Origin of the sequence: Stenotrophomonas sp. SbOxS2 (assembly GCF_013416715.1) — a bacterium.
GTDB classification, from domain to species: domain Bacteria; phylum Pseudomonadota; class Gammaproteobacteria; order Xanthomonadales; family Xanthomonadaceae; genus Stenotrophomonas; species Stenotrophomonas lactitubi.
This window is the reverse complement of sequence record NZ_JAAVXD010000001.1, coordinates 279766-302061: the sequence shown is the minus strand read 5'-3', so window position 1 is coordinate 302061 and position 22296 is coordinate 279766. Positions and strand designations below refer to the sequence as shown.

General features: G+C 67.4%; 25 protein-coding genes. 11 read left to right on the top strand and 14 right to left on the bottom strand.

All coding sequences use genetic code 11. The annotated features are described in order from the left end of the window. Window positions 1-76: 76 nt before the first annotated feature. Window positions 77-415 carry a hypothetical protein gene (locus tag HFK18_RS01500; RefSeq protein WP_180163896.1) on the bottom strand — a complete coding sequence of 113 codons (339 nt, stop codon included), beginning with the start codon at window positions 413-415 and terminating at the stop codon, window positions 77-79. Between the two features lie 154 nt (window positions 416-569). Here HFK18_RS01500 and HFK18_RS01495 point away from each other — a divergent pair, with 154 nt between their 5' ends. Beyond that, window positions 570-1517, top strand: coding sequence for a nucleoside hydrolase (locus HFK18_RS01495; RefSeq protein WP_180163894.1), 948 nt, complete (start codon window positions 570-572; stop codon window positions 1515-1517). Window positions 1518-1521: 4 nt separating this feature from the next. Here HFK18_RS01495 and HFK18_RS01490 read toward each other — a convergent pair whose 3' ends face one another. From HFK18_RS01490 to HFK18_RS01465, 6 genes are all read right to left on the bottom strand, one after another. Continuing rightward, window positions 1522-2796, bottom strand: coding sequence for an MFS transporter (locus tag HFK18_RS01490; RefSeq protein ID WP_180164324.1), 1275 nt, complete (start codon window positions 2794-2796; stop codon window positions 1522-1524). A 141-nt stretch (window positions 2797-2937) separates the two neighbouring features. Further along, complete coding sequence (locus HFK18_RS01485; protein ID WP_180164322.1) at window positions 2938-4074, bottom strand: metallophosphoesterase; 1137 nt, start codon at window positions 4072-4074, stop codon at window positions 2938-2940. A gap of 82 nt (window positions 4075-4156) precedes the next feature. Continuing rightward, window positions 4157-5695 (bottom strand): TerC family protein, encoded by a 1539-nt coding sequence (locus HFK18_RS01480; protein WP_180163892.1) that lies wholly within the window; start codon window positions 5693-5695, stop codon window positions 4157-4159. Window positions 5696-5757: 62 nt separating this feature from the next. Then, window positions 5758-5982, bottom strand: coding sequence for a helix-turn-helix transcriptional regulator (locus tag HFK18_RS01475; RefSeq protein WP_100551815.1), 225 nt, complete (start codon window positions 5980-5982; stop codon window positions 5758-5760). 13 nt (window positions 5983-5995) lie between these two features. After that, window positions 5996-6463, bottom strand: coding sequence for a DUF2975 domain-containing protein (locus HFK18_RS01470; protein WP_100554063.1), 468 nt, complete (start codon window positions 6461-6463; stop codon window positions 5996-5998). A 186-nt stretch (window positions 6464-6649) separates the two neighbouring features. Further along, on the bottom strand, window positions 6650-7243 hold the full coding sequence (locus HFK18_RS01465) for a hypothetical protein (protein WP_165376517.1): 594 nt from the start codon (window positions 7241-7243) through the stop codon (window positions 6650-6652). A gap of 129 nt (window positions 7244-7372) precedes the next feature. Here HFK18_RS01465 and HFK18_RS01460 point away from each other — a divergent pair, with 129 nt between their 5' ends. Both HFK18_RS01460 and HFK18_RS01455 read left to right on the top strand, forming a co-directional pair. Continuing rightward, window positions 7373-7684, top strand: coding sequence for a metalloregulator ArsR/SmtB family transcription factor (locus tag HFK18_RS01460; RefSeq protein WP_025873922.1), 312 nt, complete (start codon window positions 7373-7375; stop codon window positions 7682-7684). Between the two features lie 11 nt (window positions 7685-7695). Then, window positions 7696-9081 carry a DUF2867 domain-containing protein gene (locus tag HFK18_RS01455; RefSeq protein ID WP_180163890.1) on the top strand — a complete coding sequence of 462 codons (1386 nt, stop codon included), beginning with the start codon at window positions 7696-7698 and terminating at the stop codon, window positions 9079-9081. Between the two features lie 41 nt (window positions 9082-9122). On the opposite strand, the gene HFK18_RS01450 is transcribed toward HFK18_RS01455, so the two are convergent. From HFK18_RS01450 to arsH, 6 genes are all read right to left on the bottom strand, one after another. Further along, entirely contained in the window at window positions 9123-9554 is a 432-nt protein-coding gene (locus HFK18_RS01450; protein WP_180163888.1) for a pyridoxamine 5'-phosphate oxidase family protein, read from the bottom strand. A gap of 144 nt (window positions 9555-9698) precedes the next feature. Then, window positions 9699-10199 carry a GNAT family N-acetyltransferase gene (locus tag HFK18_RS01445; RefSeq protein WP_180163886.1) on the bottom strand — a complete coding sequence of 167 codons (501 nt, stop codon included), beginning with the start codon at window positions 10197-10199 and terminating at the stop codon, window positions 9699-9701. An 11-nt stretch (window positions 10200-10210) separates the two neighbouring features. Next, window positions 10211-10654 carry a hypothetical protein gene (locus tag HFK18_RS01440; protein WP_180163884.1) on the bottom strand — a complete coding sequence of 148 codons (444 nt, stop codon included), beginning with the start codon at window positions 10652-10654 and terminating at the stop codon, window positions 10211-10213. 72 nt (window positions 10655-10726) lie between these two features. Then, a complete protein-coding gene (locus HFK18_RS01435) occupies window positions 10727-12469 on the bottom strand; it encodes a GGDEF domain-containing protein (RefSeq protein WP_180163882.1) in 1743 nt (580 codons plus the stop codon). 55 nt (window positions 12470-12524) lie between these two features. Then, window positions 12525-13550, bottom strand: coding sequence for an AI-2E family transporter (locus HFK18_RS01430; RefSeq protein ID WP_099819337.1), 1026 nt, complete (start codon window positions 13548-13550; stop codon window positions 12525-12527). 88 nt (window positions 13551-13638) lie between these two features. Further along, window positions 13639-14370, bottom strand: coding sequence for an arsenical resistance protein ArsH (gene arsH / locus HFK18_RS01425; protein WP_180163880.1), 732 nt, complete (start codon window positions 14368-14370; stop codon window positions 13639-13641). Window positions 14371-14387: 17 nt separating this feature from the next. Between arsH and HFK18_RS01420 the strand changes: the two genes are divergently transcribed. The 4 genes from HFK18_RS01420 (at window position 14388) to HFK18_RS01405 (ending at window position 16804) form a co-directional block, all read left to right on the top strand. Beyond that, the gene (locus HFK18_RS01420; protein WP_100551807.1) at window positions 14388-14717 is read left to right on the top strand and encodes a metalloregulator ArsR/SmtB family transcription factor; all 330 of its coding nucleotides are present in this window, start codon (window positions 14388-14390) and stop codon (window positions 14715-14717) included. A 15-nt stretch (window positions 14718-14732) separates the two neighbouring features. Next, on the top strand, window positions 14733-15239 hold the full coding sequence (locus tag HFK18_RS01415; RefSeq protein WP_100551806.1) for an arsenate reductase ArsC: 507 nt from the start codon (window positions 14733-14735) through the stop codon (window positions 15237-15239). A gap of 14 nt (window positions 15240-15253) precedes the next feature. Then, window positions 15254-16276 (top strand): ACR3 family arsenite efflux transporter, encoded by a 1023-nt coding sequence (arsB, locus tag HFK18_RS01410; RefSeq protein WP_180164320.1) that lies wholly within the window; start codon window positions 15254-15256, stop codon window positions 16274-16276. A 135-nt stretch (window positions 16277-16411) separates the two neighbouring features. Then, entirely contained in the window at window positions 16412-16804 is a 393-nt protein-coding gene (locus HFK18_RS01405; RefSeq protein ID WP_180163872.1) for a DoxX family protein, read from the top strand. Between the two features lie 40 nt (window positions 16805-16844). On the opposite strand, the gene HFK18_RS01400 is transcribed toward HFK18_RS01405, so the two are convergent. Then, on the bottom strand, window positions 16845-17852 hold the full coding sequence (locus HFK18_RS01400; RefSeq protein ID WP_180163870.1) for a LacI family DNA-binding transcriptional regulator: 1008 nt from the start codon (window positions 17850-17852) through the stop codon (window positions 16845-16847). 95 nt (window positions 17853-17947) lie between these two features. Between HFK18_RS01400 and HFK18_RS01395 the strand changes: the two genes are divergently transcribed. Genes HFK18_RS01395 through HFK18_RS01380 form a run of 4 tightly spaced genes read left to right on the top strand, consistent with a single transcriptional unit; the run spans window position 17948 to window position 22268 of the window. After that, window positions 17948-19000 carry a sugar phosphate isomerase/epimerase family protein gene (locus HFK18_RS01395; RefSeq protein WP_180163868.1) on the top strand — a complete coding sequence of 351 codons (1053 nt, stop codon included), beginning with the start codon at window positions 17948-17950 and terminating at the stop codon, window positions 18998-19000. A gap of 27 nt (window positions 19001-19027) precedes the next feature. Beyond that, complete coding sequence (locus HFK18_RS01390; protein WP_180163866.1) at window positions 19028-20245, top strand: nucleoside permease; 1218 nt, start codon at window positions 19028-19030, stop codon at window positions 20243-20245. Window positions 20246-20257: 12 nt separating this feature from the next. Beyond that, window positions 20258-21382: a Gfo/Idh/MocA family oxidoreductase gene (locus HFK18_RS01385; RefSeq protein WP_180163864.1), complete on the top strand. Its 1125-nt coding sequence runs from the start codon at window positions 20258-20260 to the stop codon at window positions 21380-21382. A gap of 19 nt (window positions 21383-21401) precedes the next feature. Continuing rightward, window positions 21402-22268 carry a sugar phosphate isomerase/epimerase gene (locus HFK18_RS01380; RefSeq protein ID WP_180163862.1) on the top strand — a complete coding sequence of 289 codons (867 nt, stop codon included), beginning with the start codon at window positions 21402-21404 and terminating at the stop codon, window positions 22266-22268. Window positions 22269-22296 lie beyond the last annotated feature (28 nt).

Sequence of the window (22296 nt, the reverse complement as noted above, 5' to 3'; positions counted from 1 at the left end):
GCCAGCGGCCGGCACTCCCCCGGCGAGGCCAGGTCACGGTAGTGCCGGCCGCTGGCCGGCAACCAGGAACCTTGCGTCAATCGCCACCGCCACAGCTGCTGCCGTCACCGCCTCCACCGCTGTCGCCGCTGCCGCAGTCCGAGCTGCTGTAGCTGTGGTGGCTGTTGCTGTCTCCGGAATAGCCGCCGGAGAAATCGGCGGGCCCACTGCCATTGCCATCGCCCCGTGCGGGTGAGCCATCGGCAGTAGCCATCGCCATGCACACGATGGCGCCGACCAGCGGCAGCAGCCACACCACCAGCAGCTGCCCGGCGCGGCTGCTGATGGGAAGGTCGTCGCGCCCCAGCACCACGAAACTGGCCACCAGGTTCAGCCCCAGCACCAGGGCAATCAGGACGAGGGTCACAGCCAGCATGGCGCAGCTCCTTGCGACGGGTTCGGGCCCGCAGACGATACCACCGCCGCCAGTTCGCCCTGCCTGTCATGAAGATGGGACAATGTAGGGCGCGCCGGCCTGCCCTCGGGGCCGCCGGCCCCCCTGCACCACACGGAAGAAGAAGAACAACAACATGCTGAAAGTCATTTTCGATACCGACCCGGGCGTCGACGACGCGCTGGCGCTGCTGTACCTGCACAAGCATCCGCAGATCGACCTGATCGGCGTCACCACCACCTTCGGCAATGCCTCGGTGGAGTCGACCACCCACAACGCGCTGTACCTGAAGCAGGCCTGGGGCCTGTCCGCGCCGATCGCGCGCGGCGCTGGAGGCCCGCTGCAGCCCGAAGCCACCCCGGAAGCCTGGCCGGTGCACATCCATGGCCACAACGGCCTGGGCAACCACCCGGTGCCGGAGGCCCTGGATGTGGCCGCCGACAGCCGCCCGGCCCACCAGCTGATCATCGACCTGGTGCGCGCCCATCCGGGCGAAGTGACCCTGGTGGCGGTCGGCCGCATGACCAACCTGGCGCTGGCCCTGCAGCAGGCACCGGACATCGCCGGTCTGGTGCGCGGCGTTGTGCTGATGGGCGGTGCGTTCCACGTCAACGGCAACATCACTCCGGCGGCCGAAGCCAACATCTGGGGCGACGCCGAAGCGGCCGACATCGTGTTCACTGCCCATTGGCCGGTGACCGCGATCGGCCTGGACGTGACCACCCGCGTGGAAATGGACCGTGACGGCCTGGACAAACTGGCCGCCATCGGTGGCGCCGATGCCGAACTGGTCCGCACCCTGTCGCAGGACTACGTCGACTTCTATCTGCAGGCCGGCCACAAGGGCATGGTCGTGCACGACTGCTGCGCCTGTATCGCCCTGACCCGCCCGGAGCTGTTCCAGTTCGAGCGCGCCAGCGTGCGCGTGGCCACCGACGGCGTCGCCCGCGGCATGACCATTCCCAAGCCGGAAGGCATGGGTTTCGGCCCCAGCGTGTGGGACGGCCACGTGCTGCAGTCGATTGCCATTGGCGTCGATGCGGCTGCAGTACTGGCCGACATCGAGCAGACCCTGAAGGTCTAAGCGCTCACTGCCCGCCCCGGGACACGGGGCGGGTCTTCGGCACGGTCTCCGGCAGGGTCCACAGCACCGGCAGTACCAGCACCGCCACCAGCGCGATCATCGCCCCCGGCGCCGCCGCCCAGCCGCTGCGTTCCACCCACCATTGCGCCAGCCACGGCGTCGCCCCGCCGAACACCGCGGTGGCCATGGTCACTCCCAACGCCAGTCCACTGACCCGGCCCTCGCCCGGGAACTGTTCTGCCGTGGCCGGTGCCGCCACGGCACTGATGCCACCGGCCACGCAGGCCAGCACCACTGCTGCGAGCACGATGCCCAGTGGCGCGGCAGACGCCATCCAGCCGAACATCGACAACGGCAGCAGCGCCGCCAGTACCGTAAGCCCCAGCAGCAGCGGACGCCGCCCGAAGCGATCGGACAACGCGCCGCACAGCGGAGTGATTGCGATCACCGCCACCGCTGCAATGGTCGACAGCCACAGCGCATCGCCTTCCTCGTGTCCCTGCGCGTGCAGGAACGCTGGCACATAGGTGATGCCTACGTAGTAAGTGATCGACCCCAGTGCGGAAATCGCGAATGTGCGTGCCACCGCACCAGGATGGTTGCGCAGGACATGCCGCAGCGGCGTGGCGGGAATGCTGCCTTCGCGTCGCTGCCGTTCGAACTCCGGCGATTCGTGCATGCCCGAACGCGCGATCAGGATCACCAGTGCCAGCGCCGCGCCGAAGAAGAACGGGATTCGCCAGCCCCAGCTGTCCAGCTGCGGCGCAGGCAACAGCGCCACCGTGAGGGCAGAGATCGCCACCGCCAGCAGCGCGCCCACTTCACTGGCCGCCGAAGCCAACGACGTGACCAGGCCACGTCGTCGCGCCGGCGCGCTTTCCAGCAGATAGGCGACCACGCCGGTGTATTCGCCGCCCACCGAGAATGCCATCACGCAGCGCAGGATCAACAGCAGCACGCCAGCCGTCGCACCGGCGGTCGCGGCGGTCGGCAGCAACGCGGTGGCCAGCATGGCCGCCGCCATCAGCGCCATCGAGGCCAGCAGCATCCAGCGCCGGCCGAGCCGGTCGCCCAGGTGGCCGAAGCACAGCGCACCGAGCGGACGCATCAGATAGGACACCGCAAAACCGGCCAAGGTAACCAGCATCGCCTCCTGGCCGCCGCCGAAGAACACCCGCGACAGCACCGTGGCGAAGTACAGGTACAGGGTGAAGTCGTACCACTCCACTACCGTGGACAGGCCCGCCACCCACATCGAGCGCTGCCGCCCCGCCGTCATCGCGTGTTTTCCTTCATCGCTGAAGGGTGTCACGGCGGCAGTGACGAAGCAGTAGATCCACGCCATGCGTGGATGCTCGCCTTCCGTGGCAATCGGGGTCGGGTCCCTTTGCTGTTCGCAAAGGGACCCGACCCCACTGTGTCACCGTGCCCGACGCAGGGTAATCAACGTGATCTCCGACGGCACGCCGATGCGCGCCGGGAATCCCGCCCACAGGCCGGCGCCGTTGCTCACGTACAGCGTCATGCCATCCACCGTATAGCGGCCGGAAACGAAGCCGCCGTTGGCACGCTTCACCAGCTGGTCCATGCCGATGATCTGGCCACCATGGGTGTGCCCGGAAAGCTGCAGCTTCACCCCGCGTGCAGCCGCTTCGCGTGCATTGCGTGGCCGATGGTCGAGCAGGATCACCGGCGCGGCAGGATCGGCCCCGGCCAGCGCCGCCTCCAGGTCGGGCAGTGGCAGGCCATAGCGCGAGGCCACCGGATCGGTCATCCCGGCGATGGTCAGCGCGGCATCACCACGGCGCACCTGGGTGTGGCTGTTTTCCAGCACCTGCATGTGCAGCGCGCGGAACGCCTGCATCCATTCGCTGTATTGCGCGTAGTACTCGTGGTTGCCGGTGATGGCGATCACCCCGTCCGGCGCTCGCAGGTCCGCCAGTGGGGTGTAATCGTTGCGGCGCGCCTGCACCGTGCCGTCGATCAGGTCGCCGGTGATCACCACAAGATCCGGTTGCAGTGCATTGCTTGCTGCTACGACCTGGCGCACCCAGTCGCCGGTGAGCAGGCGGCTGGCATGGATGTCGGTGAGCTGCAGCACGCGGTAGCCATCGAAGGCCTGCGGCAGACCGGCGATTGCCACCTCGATCTGCCGCGGCTGGGGTACGGCCATGCCCTGGCTGACACCGAAGGCACTGAGCAGCAGCGCCAGCACCGCGGCAGACGGGCGCAACGCCCTGTTGCGCAGTGCAGAGAGGGCACGCGGTGCGCGCAACAGGCGCGCAGCCAACAGGCCGGCATCCAGCACCAGCAGCGCCAGGGCCAGCAGCAGCACCGCGGTGGAGCCGGTGGCCAGCGTGGCGATGGCCATCTTCGGAATCTCCGGCGAGGCCATCGTGCCCCAGAAGCTGGCGACGATGCGCAGCTGCACGGCAATGCCGACCAGCAGCGCGGACAGCACCACCTTCAACCAGACAGGCAGGCGCAACGGCCAGAACAGGCGCCAGGCCACATACAGGCCCATCAGAAAACCAATCGTACTCAGCACTACGACAATCCAGAACGGCAAACAGGCCCGCCATGGTGACGGCAGAAGATGGCAATGGATAGAGCCGGGCTCAGGCCCGGCCCCGGCGCCATCATGCTTCGGGCAAGCGCTCCACCCGCAATCGTGTGATGCGGCGCTTCTCCATCGCCAGCACGGTGATGCGGATACCGGCCACCTCCAGCGTGTCGTCGATGTCGGGCAGGCGCCCCAGCTGTTCCAGCACCAGCCCGGAGATGGTCATGTAGTCCGGACTGCGCGGCAGCGACACGCCGGCCAGCCGCTGCAGGTCGTCCAAGGTCAGCGCACCGTCGGCGTCCCAGCAGTCCTCGCCCTGCGCGACCACGCCATAGCGCTCATCCTGGGTGTCGGCGAGGTCACCGGCGATGGCCGCCAGCAGGTCATTGGCGGTCACCAGGCCTTCCACGCTGCCGTACTCGTCCACCGCCACCGCCAGTGGCACCGGGTGCTGGCGGATCAGTTCCAGGGCCTGCAAGGCACTGGCGCTGGACAGCACGTACTGCGGCTCGCGCAGGTTGCCTTCCAGCTGCAGTGGCTTGCCCTGCAGCAGGTCGGCCAGCAGGTCGCGGCTCTGCACCACGCCGCGCAGGCTGTCCAGGTCACCGTCGCCCACCAGCATCCGCGTATGCGGCGACGTCACCAGCCGTGCGACCACGTCGTCGTGACCGCGCGCCATGTCGATCCACTGCACGTCGGCACGCACGGTCATCACGCTGGACACCGGGCGATCAGCCAGGCCCAGCACGCTGCGGATCATCTCGTGCTCGGCCGGCTGCAGGCGTTCTTCGGCAGTGCCGCGCTCATCGGCGTCTTCTTCATCGTGGCCATTGGCCTGCCGCGCGCCCAGCAGGCGCAGCACGGCGTCGGCGGTGCGCTGGCGGAACGGCTGGCGCTGCTCGTTGCGCTCGCGGTTGAAACGTATCCACTGGTTGAACGCTTCCACCAGGATCGAGAACGCGATGGCCGCGTACAGGTACCCCTTCGGAATCCTGTAGCCCAGGCCCTCGGCCACCAGGCTGAAACCGATCATCAGCAGGAAGCCCAGGCACAGCACCACCACGGTCGGGTGCTTGTTGACGAAGCGGGTCAGCGGCTTGCTGGCCAGCAGCATCAGCACCATCGCGATGGTCACCGCCGCATACATCACGCCGAGGTTGTCGACCATGCCGACGGCGGTGATCACCGAGTCCAGCGAGAACACCGCATCGAGCACCACGATCTGCGCCACCACCATAGCGAAGCTGGCGTAGACCTTCTTGCCATCTTCGTGATGCTCGCGGCCTTCCAGCCGCTCGTGCAGTTCCATCGTGCCCTTGAACAGCAGGAACAGACCGCCGGCCAGCAGGATCAGATCACGCCCGGAGAAGCTGTGCTCGAACAGGGTGACCAGCGGTTCGGTCAGTTTCATGATCCAGGCCAGCGCGGCCAGCAGCACCAGCCGCATCAGCAGCGCCAGTGCCAGGCCGATCACCCGCGCGCGGTCACGCTGGTGCGGCGGCAGCTTGTCGGCCAGGATCGCGATGAACACCAGGTTGTCGATGCCGAGAACGATCTCCAGCACGACCAGGGTTGCAAGGCCCATCCATATCGAGGGGTCAGCCAACCATTCCATTTCAGGTCCGTTTCGTCAGTAAGGGGAAAGTGGTGCAGTGCAGGTGTGCGGCGAGGCGAAGGTCAATCCGCATCCTGCGCCTGCGTCGGGTCATGCCCGAGCAGGTCGCCGGGGCTGCATTGCAGTTCGCGGCAGATCGCATCGAGCGTGGAAAAGCGGATCGCACGTGCCTTGCCGGTCTTCAGGATCGACAGGTTGGCCAGGGTGATGTCGATGCGCCCGGCCAGCTCGGACAGGGTCATGCCACGTTGCTGCAGCATGCGGTCGAGGGTGATGATGATCGCCATCAGCTCATGCTCATCAAATCACGCTGTCCAGATCGTCGCGCATCGCTGCGCCGACGGTGAACACCCGCGCCAGCACGAACAGCATCAGCACCGCGACCAGGCCGGTGATCGACATGCCGCCGCCCACCTCCATCCAGGCGAAGTCCGGCCCCATCCAGCTGGCGTAGAGCCCGATCACGATCGACAGCACCTCCATCGCCAGCATCAGCCAGGCCATGCGTTGCAGGCGCACGGCATTGGCATGGGTGAAGGGGCGCTCGTTGGCCGCAGACCGCAGCAGCCGCGCCAGGTGGCGCAGGAACACCAGGCACAGCACCAGCAGCGCGACGATGGCGGCAAGGCCCACGCAGAAATGCAGGAACAGATGCGAACCGTGCATGGCCGCCGCGTGCGCATCGTGCACGCTGTCCAGCAGCCAGCTGCGGTCGTAGGCCACCAGCGGCACTGCCAGCAGCGCGGCCAGGATGCCCAGCCAGCACATCGCGCGCACCGCCTGCACGGCGGTCTGGGCCAGGGTGAACAAGCCGCGCGCAGGAAGGGCGCGGGCGGGACGAACGGTCAAGCAGCCTCCGATGTGGAGCGGCCCTGCCGCCCCGGGGTGGATTTATCGATAAACGATATATCACATCCGGGGGCTGTTGGCTGAATCGCTTCCGCTCCGGCGCCGTTACCGGGCGGGTGCGGATGCAGGCGGCGCGGCCTGTTCGCGCATCGCTTCGCCCGGCGTGGCCGAGGCCATCGCCTGCACCCCCGCTTCGGCGGCCTGCCGGGTAACCAGCCGGAAGCGCACGCGCAGCTTGCTCTCGCCCGGCGTTGCCCAGCCGTACTGGATCGCCACCTGGTCGCCGGACAATGGACCGCGCGAGGGCAGCGAGCGGATCTGCAGCGGTTTCGGCGCGGCCTGCATCAGCCGCGCGAAGCCCTTCTGCACCACCGCCGGGTCGGCCTTCTCGGCATACACGGTACAGGTGCCATCGTCGGCCCAGCTGACCGCATAGCGGCCACTGGCCAGCGGCACCATCCACGCCATGCCCGGCTGGCCCTGCAGCAGCGTGGCCGCCTCGGCCGGCTGCAGCGGGGTCAGGCCGTTGGCATCCATCAGCGACTGCAGACGCGCCGGTGCGCCGATGTGCTGCATGCAGGCGGTGTCGAACAGTTCGCTGAAGGGATCCTGCGCCGGTGCCTTCGGCGCACGCGCGGGCTGGGCCATCACCACGATCGGCAGCAGCAGGCCAGCCATCAGCCAGGGCGCAGGGCGCATCGGAACTCCAGGGAACGGAAAACAGCGGGGAGGATGGCAAAGCCGGGTGGCAGAACGCAACGGGCACGCCCGCTTGACATCACCCAGCCCCAGGGAGAACATCAGTTAACGAATTAGTTAACTGACCCCATGGACCGCATCTTCGAAGCCCTGGCCTCCACCGCACGCCGGCAGATCCTGGCCTACCTCAGCGCCGGCGAGCTCAGCGCGGGCGAGCTGGCCGAGCGCTTCGATTTCAGCAAGCCGGCACTGTCCAGCCACCTGCGCATCCTGGAAGACGCCGGCCTGATCGAACGCGAGAAGCGCGGCCAGTTCGTGTACTTCCGGCAGGTACCCGACCGCCTGGCCAACACGCTGTTTTCCTGGGCCGCCGAAGTCTGTCCAGTGGGTGGCCCGCTGAAGCGCGAAGCGCGCGCACGCCGCAAGACCCCTGCCCGCTGAGGAGCACTGTGATGCCCGGTTCGACCCGCACCAGCCGTTCGTTCCCGAGTATCCAGCTTCCGGCACAGGACGGCGGTGGCCCGGTGGAAGTCACCCTGATCGCGCAGCTCGGCATCGGTGCCGGCGATGCGCTGGTGAGCGATGCCAGCCAGCGCCAGCGCCACCACCCCGCTTTCATCGATGCACTGGACGAGCCTTCAGCGCGGCTGGGTGGCATGCACCTGCAGCACGGCGATGCGTCGTCGCTGTACAGCTTCGTGGTGGGTGCCGGTGGTCACCCCTTCCATCGCCATGCCGGGCCGCGCATGTTCACCGCCATCGCCGGCAGTGCGGGTGCCGAACTACGGTTTGCCAGCGCGTCCGATGGGCAGCTGGCGGACGATCCCGCACACTTCCTGCGATCACTGCGTCGGGTCCGCATCCCACCGGACTGCCTGTTCACCGTGCGCTTTGGTGGTGGCACCTGGCACCAGTTCGCCTCGAACAGTCCGGCACACCCTGCCCTGTTCGCGCTTTCGTGCCACAGCAATGAGCTGGCCGGGGCGATGAGCGAGCACGCACGCGTACAGGCACAGGCCAACGCCGCAGACATTCCCAGCCTGACCGAGGTGCTGCCTGATGCGCACTGGCCTACCGCAACCACACTGGCGGCCACGCCGTTGTTGCAGCTGTCACTGCAGGCGGCAGCACCCAGCCTGCGCGCGCGCCTGTGCGCGCAGACGCGCACGCTGCTCGGGCCGCTGCGCCGCCTCAGCCTGGAGCCACTGCGCGGATTCGTGGAACGGGCGACGCCGGCATACCCGGTCTGCAGCAGCGCAGCGCCGACGCAGGGGTTGCTCGCCAGCGCACTGCCGCACAGTCACTACAACGACACGACCACGCTGGCGTTGCACGGCGGGCAGACCGGCCACCGCTCCGCCTCCGCCCTGCTGGCCGACGTACTGGACGGATTCCTGCGCAACCCGCCAGCCGGCGTAGGCCGCTTGATGGCCCTGCGCAATCGCCTGGTTGCGCCGCTGCGTCTGCGCACCTCCCCGCTGGGATGTCCGGTGTCGTCACTGCTGTCCAGCGACCGCAGCCGCGTCTTCGGTGGTCGTTTCCCGGTACTGGATGCGCAGGTGGATGCGGAAGACCGGTGTGCCGAAGTGCTGCTCGGTGCCGATGACCGCCATCTGCGCTTCCGCAGCAGCGTACGCGTGCAGTTCAACGAGGACGGCCAGGTCGAAATCAGTCTGGGCTCGCGCGTGCAGACGCTCAATGCGTTCGGTCGCTTCTACATGGCGATGATCGACAGCGCGCACCGGCATTACGTGGCGCCGGCCCTGCTGCGCCGCGCAGTAGAACATGCACTGGCGCCGGAACTGGCCGCGTGGTCCGGCGAGCCTGCGCACTCCTGACCCATGCACGCAAGGCACGGGGCCCTGTGCGGGTTCCGCGATCAGACCACGATCTCGCCTTCGTCTTCGCCATCCCAGTAATGGATGCGGCTGGCGTGTACGTGGATCAGCACCAGACCCGGCGTATCCACGCCCTGTTCGAACCACCGCTCCAGGTCCTTCACCCAGTGCTGGGCCATCGTGCCGCGATCGCGGATCAGCGTTGCCCTGCCCTGCACGTGCACGAACAGCGGCGGCTTGCCCAGCAGCGACTTGCTGCCGGTCAGACCCAATGCCACGCTCGGGTCGGTGCTGATCTCGCGCACCATGTCGGTGTCTTCCATGGTGAAGAACCAGCTGTCGCCATCGTAGTCCACATCGCCGTTGTTGCTCATCGGGCGCCCGGCGATCTGGCCATTGGCGTGAGTCTGCAGCATGGTGAAATCGATGCCGGCCATTTTCTTGGCCAGTTCAGGCAGGGTGAGCGTAGTCATGGGTGGTTCCTTCGACAGGTGGGCGCCCAGCGTCTGCCCACTGCGGTGACCGAGGCGTGGATGGCTGCTGCCGGTTTCTTCACGCGGTGAGCCTATGCGGCGTTCCCGCGCGCAGCGCACTCGCGCTGCAGTGACCATCCACCGTCAATGCGGATAGCGGAACACCAGATCGTCCGGATCGCTGCGCACCGCCTGCGCATCCAGCACACCGCCAAGGCGAACCGCCACGGCCTGCGAGGCGTGGTTGTCCGCTGCCATGTAGCTGACCAGGGTCGGCAGGCCACGCACCACGAACGCCCAATCACGCAGCGCCGCGGCGGCTTCGCTGGCGAAACCCTGCCCTTCCTGCCCGGCATACAGCAGCCAGCCCAGTTCCTGTTCCGGGAACAGCGGGCCATGGTTGATACCCACCTGGCCGATGCACTCGCCCGTATCGCGGCGCTCGATCATCAAGGCGCCGTGACCGAACAGATGCCAGCTGGCGAGGTCGTGACAGAACTGTCCCCACGCAGCGACCTCACCGAACGGCCCGCCCATGCCGCGCGCCCGCGGCGAGGCCAGGAACGCGGCATACACCGGGAAGTCGTCCAGGCATTGCGCGCGCAGGCGCAGGCGCGGTGTTTCCAGCAGCGGAATGTCGATCATGCGTGGATCGGTCAGTACACGGCCAGGAAGCCACAGCCGCGGCGCTGTGGTTGGCCTTCAACCGTCACCTGCACGCTGGCCGATGTATCCACGCCTTCGGCGTTGCGGCAGGGCTCGCGCTTGATCTCAACAATGGTCGGCTGCTTGCCCAACTCACCGTTGAGCACCGTCAACGAACCGGGCGCACCGGCCGGTTGGCCGAGGTAGCGCAGCGTGCCTGCGCTGCTGCGGCCAGCAACGGTGAGCGTGGCATCGTGATTGCCCTTGCCGGTGGAGGCGATCTCGATGGACCAGCCTTCGCCACCACCGGTAAAGGCTGGCACCGGGCTGGCATCGGCGGCGATCGAAGGATGACGCGGCGCATCGGCGCCAGCATCGCGTTGCGGTGCGCTGCTGGCGCAGCCAGCGAACAGGCCCGCCACCAGCGTGGCAGTCACAACGGAACGCAGGGTCATGGCGTACTCCTCCGGCAGACGAGCGGCCAGTCTAGGCAGGAACGCGTGCGCTGGCGATGAACAAGGCCTTCCTCAGCGCGGCGCACGCCCACCTGTGGCCACCTGCACACGGTCGCGGCCAAGTGATTTGGCCGCGTACATGGCCGTGTCGGCGGCACGTACCAGCGCATGCCAGCCGATCGGGTCAAGCGTGCCCTGGGCAACACCGAAGCTGGCGGTGACCCGCAGGATGTCGCTGCTGCTCAGCACGATGTCCTTGCCGCGCAGTGCCACCCGCAGCGACTCGGCCAGCTGCCGTCCACTGGCCAGATCGCCGTCGGCCAGCAGCACCAGGAATTCCTCGCCGCCGTAGCGGGCGACGCTGTCGTTGCGGCGCAGGTGGCTGCGCAGCAGCTGCGCCACCTGCACCAGCACATCGTCACCGGCCGCATGGCCCTGCCCATCATTGATCGATTTGAAATGATCCACGTCCAGCAGAATCACCACCGCCTGCGTGCTCCCATCGGCATGCCGCCGTCGCACCCGTTCCTCCAGCGAGCGTCGGTTCAACAGGCCGGTCAGCTGATCGGTATCGGCCAGCTCGCGCAGCTCACGGGTCAATGCCGAGCGCTGGTGCGACTTCGCCCGCAGTACCTCGATGGCATCGAACAGGCGCTGCATTTCCGCCATCGGGTGGGTGGCATGCTGCTCGGTGCCCGGCGTATCCGAGGCGATCTGGATCACCTGTGCCTGCGCCTGCAGCAATGGCCGCAGGATCTGCACGTGGGCGATGCGCAGGGCCAGCGCAAGCAGCAGCAACGTCCCCAGCACCGTGGCGGCCAGCACGGCCAGGCGTACCGCTTCCTTGTTGCGGGTGTGCTCGAAGCGCGCGATCGAAACGCCGAGGTAGCCATCGCGCAGCGCTTCCAGTGATTGCAGGGTGGGCACGTAGCGCGCGGTGAACTCGGCCGCCGTCCAGGGGGGCGATACGCCGCGCCGGCCATCGTCGATCAGCTGTTCCACCATCGGCAGCGACTGGCCGAAGAACTGCCGGCGCGCCATGTCCCAATGCCAGGACAGCGTCGGCTCGCTGCGGAATACAGACTCGTGGCTGGCCGCCAACCGCCACAGCTCCAGCAGGCGGCCCTGGGTCTGCTGCGCAGCGCGCACCTGTGGCTCCCGCCACGCGCCGGGCACCGCCAGCGGCACCATCACGTTGGATGCCAAGCGGCCACCGTGCTCGCGCAGGTCGATCAGGATCTGCCCCTGCATGGCAGGAATCGCGGCTTCGCGATCAGCGGCGACCAGGTCGCTGATCTGCACCGACGTCAGCGCCTGCAGCCGGTCGTACACCGCGAACATGCTGTTGATCGCGTGCTCCACCTCCTCTGCCGAGCGCTCGCCTCTGGGCAGTGCGGCGACGCGGTCCACCGCAGCGCGCGCGGTCTGCAGCCGCCGCTGCGCTTCATGCAGGCGTGGTGTTTCGTCCACCACCCGCGGGTCGGTCTGGAACACGCTCTGCAGGTGCTGCGTCGCTGCGTCCACCCGCTGCCGGGCGACCACCAGCTGTGCAGCCAACCGGCGCTGCTCCTGCGCATCGGTGCTGTCGGCGCCGAGCAGGCTGTTGGCCGGTCCGCGCTCGGCCGACACCAGATTGGCCAGTTCGAAGGTCTGCCTCAGCTGCCGCAGGCTGACCAGGTTGGCCTCGGCTTCGGTATAGCGCTGCGTACCCTGCACCAGCGCAATGACCATCAGCGGCAGCGTGCACAGCACGAACAGGCCTGCGAGGATCCAGAGCCAGGTCTGCAGTCCGTTTGGCGATGCCCTGCGGCCCATCGATGTATCCCCTGGCGTGCGGATCAGTGTAGCGCTCTGCCCGGGTGAAGTCGGGTCAGATCCAGCGCTGGTCCACCAGTTCACGCTTCACGTAGGCGTAGAACACCGGCGCAGCCACCAGCCCCGGCAGGCCGAACGCCGCTTCCATCACCAGCATGGCCAGCAGCAGTTCCCAGGCGCGTGCCTGGATCTCGCCGCCGACGATGCGCGCGTTGAGGAAGTACTCCAGCTTGTGGATCACCACCAGGTACAGCAGCGCAGCCACGGCCACATAGAACGACACCGACAGCGCGACGATGGCGATGATGGTGTTGGAGATGATGTTGCCCACCACCGGCAGCAGTCCAGCCAGGAAGGTGATCAGCACCAGCGTCTTCGACAGCGGCAGGTGCACGCCGAACAGCGGCAGCACGCCCAGCAGGAAGATGGCAGTGAACACGGTGTTGAGCAGCGAGATCTTGACCTGGGCGAACACCACCTGGCGGAACGCGGTGGCCAGGCGGCTGGTGCGGCCGATCAGTTCCTGCGCAAGCGGGCCCATCTTCGGCAGCGGCAGTTCGTCGTACAGCGCGATCATCGCGCCCAGCACCATGCCGATCAGTACGCGCACCCCCACCTGCACCACTGACGTGCCGGCCACGCCCAGCTGGCGCTGGTGTTCGGCGGCCCAGTCGTTGACGGCCGCACGCAGTGCCGTCAGGTCTTCGGGGATGTAGGGCTGCAGCAGGGCCGGCACCTGGTGCCGGGAGGTGTTGAGGATGTCCATCAACCGCGCCAGCAGCACGTCAGGGCCACCGGTCTCGTTGCGGAAGAACGCGGCCACGCCGATACCGGCCAGCACCAGCACGCCGATGATCACCGCCGACAGCACGATCACTGCGATCGCCCTCGCCCGCCCGGGACGCAGCTTGCCTTCCACGGTGGAGGCCAGCACATGGGTCAGCTGGAACACCAGCAGGCCCGACAGCAGGGTCACCACCAGGCCAAGCTTCAGTGCCAGCCACATGCCCAGCAGCATCATCAACCAGGCGGCGATGCGTGCGGCGGGAGGCTTGGGCAGGGTCGGGATGACGAGCGACATCGGGGCACATCCTGGAGGGGTGGCCCATGGTAGTGGATTGAGGTGATGCGCCCGCGCACACGCGCATCCCTGCGGCCGCCGCCTGCCGTCAACGTGCAACCACCGCCCCGGCCGAGCGCGCCAATGCGGCCGCCTGCTGATCACCCTTGCGCTCGCTGTAGCGATCCACCAGGTAATCCGAACGGTCCCGCGTGAGCAGAGTGAACTTGACCAGCTCCTCCATCACATCCACCACCCGGTCGTAGTACGCCGAGGGTTTCATCCGCCCGTTCTCGTCGAACTCCTGCCATGCCTTGGCCACCGACGACTGGTTGGGGATGGTCAGCATGCGCATCCACCGCCCCAGCACGCGCAGCGTGTTGACCGTGTTGAACGACTGCGAACCGCCACTGACCTGCATCACCGCCAGCGTCCTGCCCTGCGTCGGGCGCACGCTGCCATCTTCCAGCGGCAGCCAGTCGATCTGGTTCTTGAACACGCCGGTGACCGTGCCGTGACGCTCCGGGCTGATCCAGACCTGGCCTTCGGACCACTGCGACCACGCGCGCAGGCGCTGCACTTCAGGGTGATCGGTGCCGACGCTGTCGAGCATGGGCAGCGCATGCGGATCGAACACCCGGGTCTCGCAGCCGAGGTGGCGCAGCAGGCGCTCGGCCTCCATCGCCAGCTTGCGGCTGAACGACTGCGGACGCAGCGAGCCATACAGCAGCAGGATCCGCGGCGGGTGCGCGCGGCCGGCGCCCAGCAGGGTCGGGTCAGGCTGGGGAAGCGAGGCTTCGGCCAGATTCGGGAGGATGGGACTTGCGATGGATTCATTCATTCGACTATTCTAGAAATATGGAAACGAAAAATGCAATCGCCGCCCTCACCGCCCTTGGCCATGCCACCCGCCTGGCCGCCTTCCGATTGCTGGTGGAAGCCGGCCCGGCCGGCCGCATGGCCGGCGACATCGGCACCGCCCTGCAGGTGCCGCCGGCCACGCTCAGCTTCCATCTGAAGGAGCTGCTGCAGGCCGGGCTGGTCGAGAGCGAGAGCCAGGGCCGCAATGTCTGCTACCGCGCCAACTTCAGTGCCATGACCGGCCTGATCGAGTACCTCACCCACAACTGCTGCGCAGGCTCGCCCGATCCGGCCTGCAGCCCGACGTCCCCTGATTGCGCCTGCTGACCGGAGATCCGCTTCGTGACCACCCAACGCGTCCTGTTCCTGTGCACGGGCAATTCCGCCCGCAGTGTTCTTGCCGAAGCCACGCTGCGGGCGTGGGCCGGCCACCGCTTCGAGGTGTTCAGCGCCGGCAGCCAGCCAGCCGGCGCGGTCAATCCATTCGCCCTTGCCCAGTTGCAGGCCGAGGGCATCGCCACCGCAGGCCTGCGCAGCAAATCGTGGGACGAGTTCGCCGATGCCGCGCCGATGGACCTGGTGATCACGGTCTGCGATGCCGCAGCGGCTGAGGCGTGCCCGGTGGTGTTCGGCGACTTCGTGCGCACGCACTGGGGCTTGCCCGATCCGGCCGCCGTCGAGGGCAGCGCGGATGACAAGGCGGCCGCGTTCGCGCAGGCACATGCCATCGTCAAGGCACGGTTGCTGGCCCTGCTGGCATTGCCCGCTGCCACCTGGTCCGACCGCGGGCAGTTGAAAGACGCGCTGGATCGCATCGGTTTCGTGCAACCCGAGGACGGCCAGGCGTGAGCGCGCCGGCACCGATTGGGTTGTTCGAGCGCTACCTGACGCTGTGGGTGGCGCTGTGCATCGTGGCCGGCACCCTGCTTGGCCACGCACTGCCGCAGCCATTTGCTGCGCTGGCGTCGGCGGAGGTGGCCAAGGTCAACCTGCCCATCGCCGTGCTGATCTGGTTGATGATCATCCCGATGCTGCTGCGGGTTGATTTCAGTGCGATGCGCCAGCTCGGCCAGCACTGGAAAGGCATCGGCGTGACGTTGTTCATCAACTGGGCGGTCAAGCCGTTCTCGATGGCACTGCTGGGCTGGTTGTTCCTGCGCCACGTGTTTGCCGATGCGCTGCCCGCCGCACAGGTCGACAGCTACATCGCCGGGCTGATCCTGCTGGCAGCCGCGCCCTGCACCGCCATGGTGTTCGTGTGGAGCAACCTGTGCCGCGGCGATGCCAATTTCACCCTCAGCCAGGTGGCGTTGAACGACGCCATCATGGTGGTGGCGTATGCACCGGTGGTGGCACTGCTGCTGGGCCTGTCGGCGATCAGCGTGCCGTGGGACACGCTGCTGCTGTCGGTGTCGCTATACATCATCGCGCCGGTGCTGGTGGCCGTACTGCTGCGGCGCTGGCTGCTGGCCCGCGGCGGGCAGGCCGGCCTGCAGTCCGCACTGCGGAAGCTGGGGCCGGTTTCGCTGCTGGCCCTGCTGCTGACGCTGGTGCTGCTGTTCGGCTTCCAGGGCGAGCAGATCGTGCGGCAGCCACTGGTCATCGCCATCCTGGCGGTACCGATCCTGATCCAGGTCTACTTCAACTCAGGGCTGGCCTACCTGCTCAATCGACGCCTGGGGGTCGCCCACTGCGTGGCCGGTCCTTCGGCGCTGATCGGCGCCAGCAACTTCTTCGAACTGGCCGTGGCCACCGCCGTGGGCCTGTTCGGCGTGCATTCCGGTGCGGCGCTGGCGACGGTGGTCGGTGTATTGATCGAAGTGCCGGTGATGCTGTCGGTGGTGCGCATCGTCAATGCGTCGCGCGGGTGGTATGAGCGGCGCTGAGGCAAGGACGCGCCGTACGCCTGTCCGCAGGCTTCCAGCACAGCAGGCCTCAACACCGACTTCACCCGTGATGGGCTTCGATGCCCACACAGGTTCTCGACCGCCATCCACGCTGCCCACCCTGAGGACGTTGCCGTGAACACATCACTTCACTCTCTTGCGAAGCTGGCCGCCCGCGTGCTGCTGATGCTGCTGTTCCTGGTATCGGGCTTGGGCAAGCTGTCCGACCCGGCGGCAACACAGGGCTACATGACGGCGATGGGTCTTCCCGGCATCCTGCTGTGGCCCACCATCCTGTTCGAGATCGGCACGGCACTGTGCATCCTGTTCGGCTTCCAGACCCGGGCAGTGGCAGCGGTGCTGGCCGCCTTCAGCCTGGTCACGGCCTTCATCTTCCACCACCAGCTGGCAGACCAGGTGCAGCAGATCATGTTCCTGAAGAATCTGGCCATCGCCGGCGGCTTCCTGCTGCTGGCGTGCAGCGGGCCAGGGCGCTACAGCGTGGACGCGAAGCGCGGCAGGCCCTGAGGCAGCGAAGGCGCGGCATCATGCCGCGCCGCCATTGCCCTCACCCTTTCTTCGGCGATGCCGTCGAGCCCCGCACCATCAGGCTGAACTCCAGCGTCTGCTGACGCGGCACGTCCGCCTGTTCGATGATGGCGAGCAGCAGGTTGACCGCGCGCTCCCCGATCTCCCGCATCGGCTGCCTGATGGTCGTCAACGGAGGCGTCAGGTAACGCGATGACGCCAGGTCATCGAAGCCAACGATGGACAGGTCATCGGGCACTCGGACGCCCAGATCGCGGCAGGCTGCCAGGGTACCCAGCGCCATCTGGTCGCTGAAGCAGAAGATTGCGGTGGGCGCCGGCGCGACGGCCAACAGTGCCATCGCGGCCGCATGGCCGGACTCCACCGAAAAGTCACCCGGCACGACGCTGAGGTGGCGCAGGCGGCCACGCGCCCTGCCGGCAGCCCGGACCCCTTCCAGCCGTTGCGTGTGCAGCGGATTGTCGGGCGGCCCGCCTACCACGGCGATCCGCTCATGCCCCAGGCCGTACAGGTGTTCCATCACCGCGCGCGCAGCGGCGGCGTTGTCGATATGGACGCTGGGGATGCCCAGCGCGGGATCGAACTCGCACCCGTTCACCACCGGCGCAGCAGCGCCCTGCTGCCAGACGATGTCGCGTGCCGTGGGTGGCAGGCGATGCCCCAGCACGATCAGGCCATCGGCTTCGTTGCGCCGGAGCATCTGCGCGTAGCGCTCCTCGCGCTCGGGGAGGTTCTGGGTGTCGCCCAGCAGGACGGCGTAGCCGACGGCCTGCGCTGCGTCCTCCGCACCCTGCAGGATCTGCGCGAAGAAGGGATTGGCGATATCCGGGACGGTGACCAGGATCTTGCCGCTGCGCTGGGTCTTGAGCGTCCTGGCAACCGTGTTGGGAACATAGCCCAGTGCCGCAGCGGCCTGCTCGATGCGCGTACGCGTGGCGGGCAGGACTTTGTCCGGCCGGGAAAGTGCGCGCGACACCGTCCCCGCAGAGACGCCGACGTGCTTTGCGATGTCGTAGATGGTGGCCATGGCGTTAGTTCTCCTGTCCGCTGTGCAGTGCACAACAGGTCCTGCGTGAGCCCCTGCTAGGATAATGCAATCGATTGCATCGAGGGCGAATCACGTTGAAGACGCTCAAGGGTCCAGCGCTGTTCCTGGCGCAGTTCATCGGCGACACAGCTCCTTTTGATCGGCTGGACACGCTGGCCGGGTGGGCCGCGGGCCTGGGCTATTCTGGCCTACAAGTGCCGACCAGCGCGCCCCACCTGTTCGATCTGGCCGAGGCGGCGCACAGCCAAGATTACTGCGACGACGTCGGCGGCATGCTGGCCGGACATGGCCTGCAGATCACCGAGCTGTCCACCCACCTGCAGGGGCAGCTGGTCGCCGTCCATCCCGCCTATGACGCGCTGTTTGACGGATTCGCACCGCCGGACAAACGCGGTGATCCTGCCGCCCGCCAGGCCTGGGCGGTGGAGCAGCTGCTGCTGGCCGCCAAAGCCAGCCAACGCCTGGGCCTGACCGCGCATGCCACGTTCTCCGGCGCGCTGGCCTGGCCGTATTTCTATCCGTGGCCGCAACGTCCGCCTGGTCTTGTGGAAGAAGCCTTCGCCGAACTCGGCCGCCGCTGGCGCCCCATCCTGGATGCGTTCGACGCATGCGGCGTGGACCTGTGCTTCGAGATCCACCCGGGCGAGGATCTGCATGACGGTGCCACCTTCGAGCGCTTCCTCGACGTGGTGGACCACCATCCCCGCGCGAAGATCCTGTACGACCCCAGCCATATGCTGCTGCAGCAGATGGACTACCTCGGCTTCATCGACCGCTACCACGCGCGCATCGGCATCTTCCACGTCAAGGATGCGGAGTACCACGCCAGCGCCAGCAGTGGCGTGTATGGCGGCTACCAGGACTGGATCGATCGTCCCGGCCGATTCCGCTCGCTCGGCGATGGGCAGATCGACTTCAAGGCGATCTTTTCGAAATTCGCGCAGTACGACTTCCCCGGCTGGGCAGTGCTGGAGTGGGAGTGCTGCCTGAAGCACCCGGAAGACGGTGCACGGGAAGGAGCCGCTTTCATCCGCGACCACATCATCCGCGTGACCGAGCGCGCCTTCGACGACTTTGCCGACAGCGGCACGGACGCCGCTTCACTGCACCGCATGCTGGGAATCTGAGCCGATACCGCCCCGGGAGGGCAAGCCATGACGCACGCGATGTCGCGCTTGGGCGCGATGATGTTTCTGCAGTTCTTCATCTGGGGCGCGTGGTTCGTGACCCTCGGCACCTATTTGGTGCAGGGCCCGTTGCAGGCCAGCGCAAGCCAGGTGGCGACGGCCTTCCTCAGCCAATCGATCGGCGCCATCGTGGCCCCCTTCCTGGTCGGCCTGATCGCTGATCGCTACTTCGCGGCGCAGCGCATCCTCGCGGTACTTCACCTGGCCGGCGCGGCGCTGATGTGGCTGGCGTCCACGGCGACGGACTTCAACACGTTCTTCGGCTGCGTGATGGGCTACATGCTGCTGTTCATGCCGACGCTGGCATTGGCCAACAGCGTGGCGATGCGGCACATGCAGTCGCCCGAGAAACAATTCCCCCCGGTGCGCGTGGCCGGCAGCATCGGCTGGATCGTGGCCGGCGTGCTGATCGGCTGGCTGGGCTGGGAGCAGGCGCATCGGCTCGAACTGACCTTCCGAATGGCGGCGATGGCGTCGCTGGCCCTCGGTCTGTACGCGTTCACGCTGCCGCACACACCACCGTTGGCGCAGCAGCGCGATGCTGGGCTGGGGCAGATCCTGGGGCTGGATTCGCTGCGGCTGTTGAAATCGCGCTCGTATCTGGTGTTCTTCCTGGCCTCCATCGCCATCTGCATTCCGCTGTCGTTCTACTACAACTTCACCAACCCCTATCTCAATGATCTGGGCGTGCGCGGCGCGGCCGGCCTGCAATCCCTGGGGCAGGTCTCCGAAGTGCTGCTGATGCTGGCCATGCCGTTCCTGTTCGTGCGGCTGGGGGTGAAGACGATGCTGGCGGTCGGCATGGCCGCGTGGGTAGTGCGTTACGCCATGTTCGCCTTTGGCGATGCGGGTGGCGGCTTCTCGCTGCTGGTGATCGGCATCGTGCTGCACGGCATCTGCTACGACTTCTTCTTCGTCACCGGCCAGATCTACACCGATGCGCATGCCGGCCCCGCCGCGCGCAGCAGCGCGCAGGGCTTCATCACCCTGGCCACGTACGGCGTGGGCATGTTGATCGGCACGTTCCTGTCCGGCGCGGTGGTGGAGCACTACACCACCGCGGCGGGCCCGGACTGGCAACGGATCTGGCTGTTCCCCGCAGGCGTCGCGCTGGTCGTGCTGATCGCCTTCCTGTTGCTGTTCCGCGACCGGCCGGTGGTCGCGGCCGCGCCTTCCACTCGCTGAGGATCTCGACCGATGCCCACACCTGGAATCGCCATCGTCGGCACGGGCATGATCGCTGCCGTGCATCGCCGCGCGGCGCTGTTGGCCGGCGCCGATATCCGTGGCGTGGCCGCCTCCTCCCCGCAACGCGCGCTTGAGGTGGCGCAGTCGTGGGGTGTTCCGCGTGCCTATCGGGACATCGAGGAGGTGGTCGCCGATCCACAGGTGCAGGTCGTGCACATCTGCACGCCCAACCATCTGCACCATCCCATGGCCCAGGCCGCACTGCAGGCCGGCAAGCACGTGGTCTGCGAGAAGCCGCTGGCGACCACGCTGGAGGATGCGCAGGCGCTGGCGGCACTGGCTGCCTCGACCGGACTGATCGCCACGGTGCCCTTCGTCTACCGCTACCACCCGGTGGTCCGCGAGGCGCGTGCACGCATCGCGCAGGGCGAACTGGGACCGCTGCACCTGATCCATGGCAGCTACCTGCAGGACTGGCTGCTGGACCCGGCCAGCAACAACTGGCGCGTGGACCCGGCACTGGGCGGTACATCGCGCGTGTTTGCCGATATCGGCTCGCACTGGTGCGACCTGGTGGAATGGGTCAGCGGCGAGCGTTTCACCGAGGTCAGCGCGGCGTTCGACACGGTGATCGCACAACGCAGCACCGACACCGGGCAGAGCTTCACTACAGCGGTGGCCGGCGGCGCGATGCAGGCGGTGGCGAGTGAGGACGTGGCGGCGGCGATGTTCCGGACCGGCGCCGGCACGCTGGCGTCGTTGACGGTCAGCCAGGTCTCGGCGGGACGCCGCAATCGCCTCTGGTTCGAGATCGATGGCGCCAGGGCCAGCGTGGCGTTCAACCAGGAAGACGCCGAGCGCCTGTGGATCGGCCTGCCCGACCAGCGCGAGGAAGTCTTCGTGCGTGGTCCCGGGGCCGGCAGTGCCGAACAGCGCCGGTTGTCGCTGTTGCCGGCCGGGCACGCGCAGGGCTACGGCCATTGTTTCGAAGCATTTGTTGCTGATACCTATCGCGCCATCGAAGGCGAGCGGCCTGAGGGCCTGCCCACCTTCGAAGACGGCGTTCGCTCGGCGCAGATTGTCGATCGTGTCATTGCATCGGCCAGGACGCGCGCCTGGACCGCCATCGGTTGAATCCCCGGAGGATCTGTTGATGAACATCCCTGTTCGTAGAGCTGCGACCCTCGCACTGCTGCTGCTCGCTGCCCTGCCTGCCTTGGCACTCGAAGCTCCGGGCCCGCAGAAGCCGATCGCGGTGCAGATGTACACGCTGCGCAACGCCGGCCCGCTCGACCAGCAGTTGAAGATCGTCCACGACGCGGGCGTGCACGCGGTGGAAACGGTGGGCACGCAGGGCGTCAGCGCCACCGAACTGAAGCAGTTGCTGGACCGGTATTCGATCAAGGCGATTTCGTCGCACGTGCCATTGGCCGAGCTGCGCAAGGACCTGGATGGCGTGGTGGCTTTCAACCGGTCGATCGGCAACACCACGCTGGTGGTGCCTTACCTGGATGCGAAGGATCGGCCAACCGATGCCGCAGGCTGGACCGCGCTCGGCAAGGAACTGGGCGCAATCGCCAAGCAGGTACGGGCCAAGGGCATGCGCCTGGCCTACCACAACCACGATTTCGAGCTGGCCGACTTCAACGGCAGGACCGGCCTGGAACTGTTGTTCGCCGCGGCCGGACCCGACCTGCAGACCGAGCTGGACCTGGCCTGGGTCGCGCGTGCAGGCCTCGATCCGGCGGTGATGCTGGCAACGTTCCGCGGTCGGCTGTTCGCGGTACACGCCAAGGACAACGCACCCAAGGGCCAAGCCGAAGACGAGGGTGGCTTCGCCGCCGTGGGCCAGGGCGTGCTGGACTGGAAGACCATCCTGCCTGCCGCAGCCGCTGCCGGCGTGCACTGGTACATCGTCGAGCACGACCAGCCACGCGACCCGGCCAAGGTCATCCAGACCGGCGCGGACTACCTGCGTGAACACCTGACCGTCACCCTGCCCGCCAGCGCGCAGCGCTAGCCCGCAAAGGAGCCCCTTCTTGAAGACG

Bases quoted from the DNA above. Each gene is read 5' to 3' on its own strand.
- HFK18_RS01495 (WP_180163894.1), top strand. From the start codon at position 570: ATGCTGAAAGTCATTTTCGATACCGACCCGGGCGTCGACGACGCGCTG.
- HFK18_RS01465 (WP_165376517.1), bottom strand. From the start codon at position 7,243: ATGCGCCCTGCGCCCTGGCTGATGGCTGGCCTGCTGCTGCCGATCGTG.
- HFK18_RS01470 (WP_100554063.1), bottom strand. From the start codon at position 6,463: ATGTGCTGGCTGGGCATCCTGGCCGCGCTGCTGGCAGTGCCGCTGGTG.
- HFK18_RS01440 (WP_180163884.1), bottom strand. From the start codon at position 10,654: ATGACCCTGCGTTCCGTTGTGACTGCCACGCTGGTGGCGGGCCTGTTC.
- HFK18_RS01475 (WP_100551815.1), bottom strand. From the start codon at position 5,982: ATGGCGATCATCATCACCCTCGACCGCATGCTGCAGCAACGTGGCATG.
- HFK18_RS01430 (WP_099819337.1), bottom strand. From the start codon at position 13,550: ATGTCGCTCGTCATCCCGACCCTGCCCAAGCCTCCCGCCGCACGCATC.
- HFK18_RS01420 (WP_100551807.1), top strand. From the start codon at position 14,388: ATGGAAACGAAAAATGCAATCGCCGCCCTCACCGCCCTTGGCCATGCC.
- HFK18_RS01460 (WP_025873922.1), top strand. From the start codon at position 7,373: ATGGACCGCATCTTCGAAGCCCTGGCCTCCACCGCACGCCGGCAGATC.
- HFK18_RS01400 (WP_180163870.1), bottom strand. From the start codon at position 17,852: ATGGCCACCATCTACGACATCGCAAAGCACGTCGGCGTCTCTGCGGGG.
- HFK18_RS01435 (WP_180163882.1), bottom strand. From the start codon at position 12,469: ATGGGCCGCAGGGCATCGCCAAACGGACTGCAGACCTGGCTCTGGATC.
- HFK18_RS01455 (WP_180163890.1), top strand. From the start codon at position 7,696: ATGCCCGGTTCGACCCGCACCAGCCGTTCGTTCCCGAGTATCCAGCTT.
- HFK18_RS01450 (WP_180163888.1), bottom strand. From the start codon at position 9,554: ATGACTACGCTCACCCTGCCTGAACTGGCCAAGAAAATGGCCGGCATC.
- HFK18_RS01500 (WP_180163896.1), bottom strand. From the start codon at position 415: ATGCTGGCTGTGACCCTCGTCCTGATTGCCCTGGTGCTGGGGCTGAAC.
- HFK18_RS01445 (WP_180163886.1), bottom strand. From the start codon at position 10,199: ATGATCGACATTCCGCTGCTGGAAACACCGCGCCTGCGCCTGCGCGCG.
- HFK18_RS01380 (WP_180163862.1), top strand. From the start codon at position 21,402: ATGAACATCCCTGTTCGTAGAGCTGCGACCCTCGCACTGCTGCTGCTC.
- HFK18_RS01490 (WP_180164324.1), bottom strand. From the start codon at position 2,796: ATGACGGCGGGGCGGCAGCGCTCGATGTGGGTGGCGGGCCTGTCCACG.
- HFK18_RS01480 (WP_180163892.1), bottom strand. From the start codon at position 5,695: ATGGAATGGTTGGCTGACCCCTCGATATGGATGGGCCTTGCAACCCTG.
- HFK18_RS01385 (WP_180163864.1), top strand. From the start codon at position 20,258: ATGCCCACACCTGGAATCGCCATCGTCGGCACGGGCATGATCGCTGCC.
- HFK18_RS01390 (WP_180163866.1), top strand. From the start codon at position 19,028: ATGACGCACGCGATGTCGCGCTTGGGCGCGATGATGTTTCTGCAGTTC.
- arsH (WP_180163880.1), bottom strand. From the start codon at position 14,370: ATGAATGAATCCATCGCAAGTCCCATCCTCCCGAATCTGGCCGAAGCC.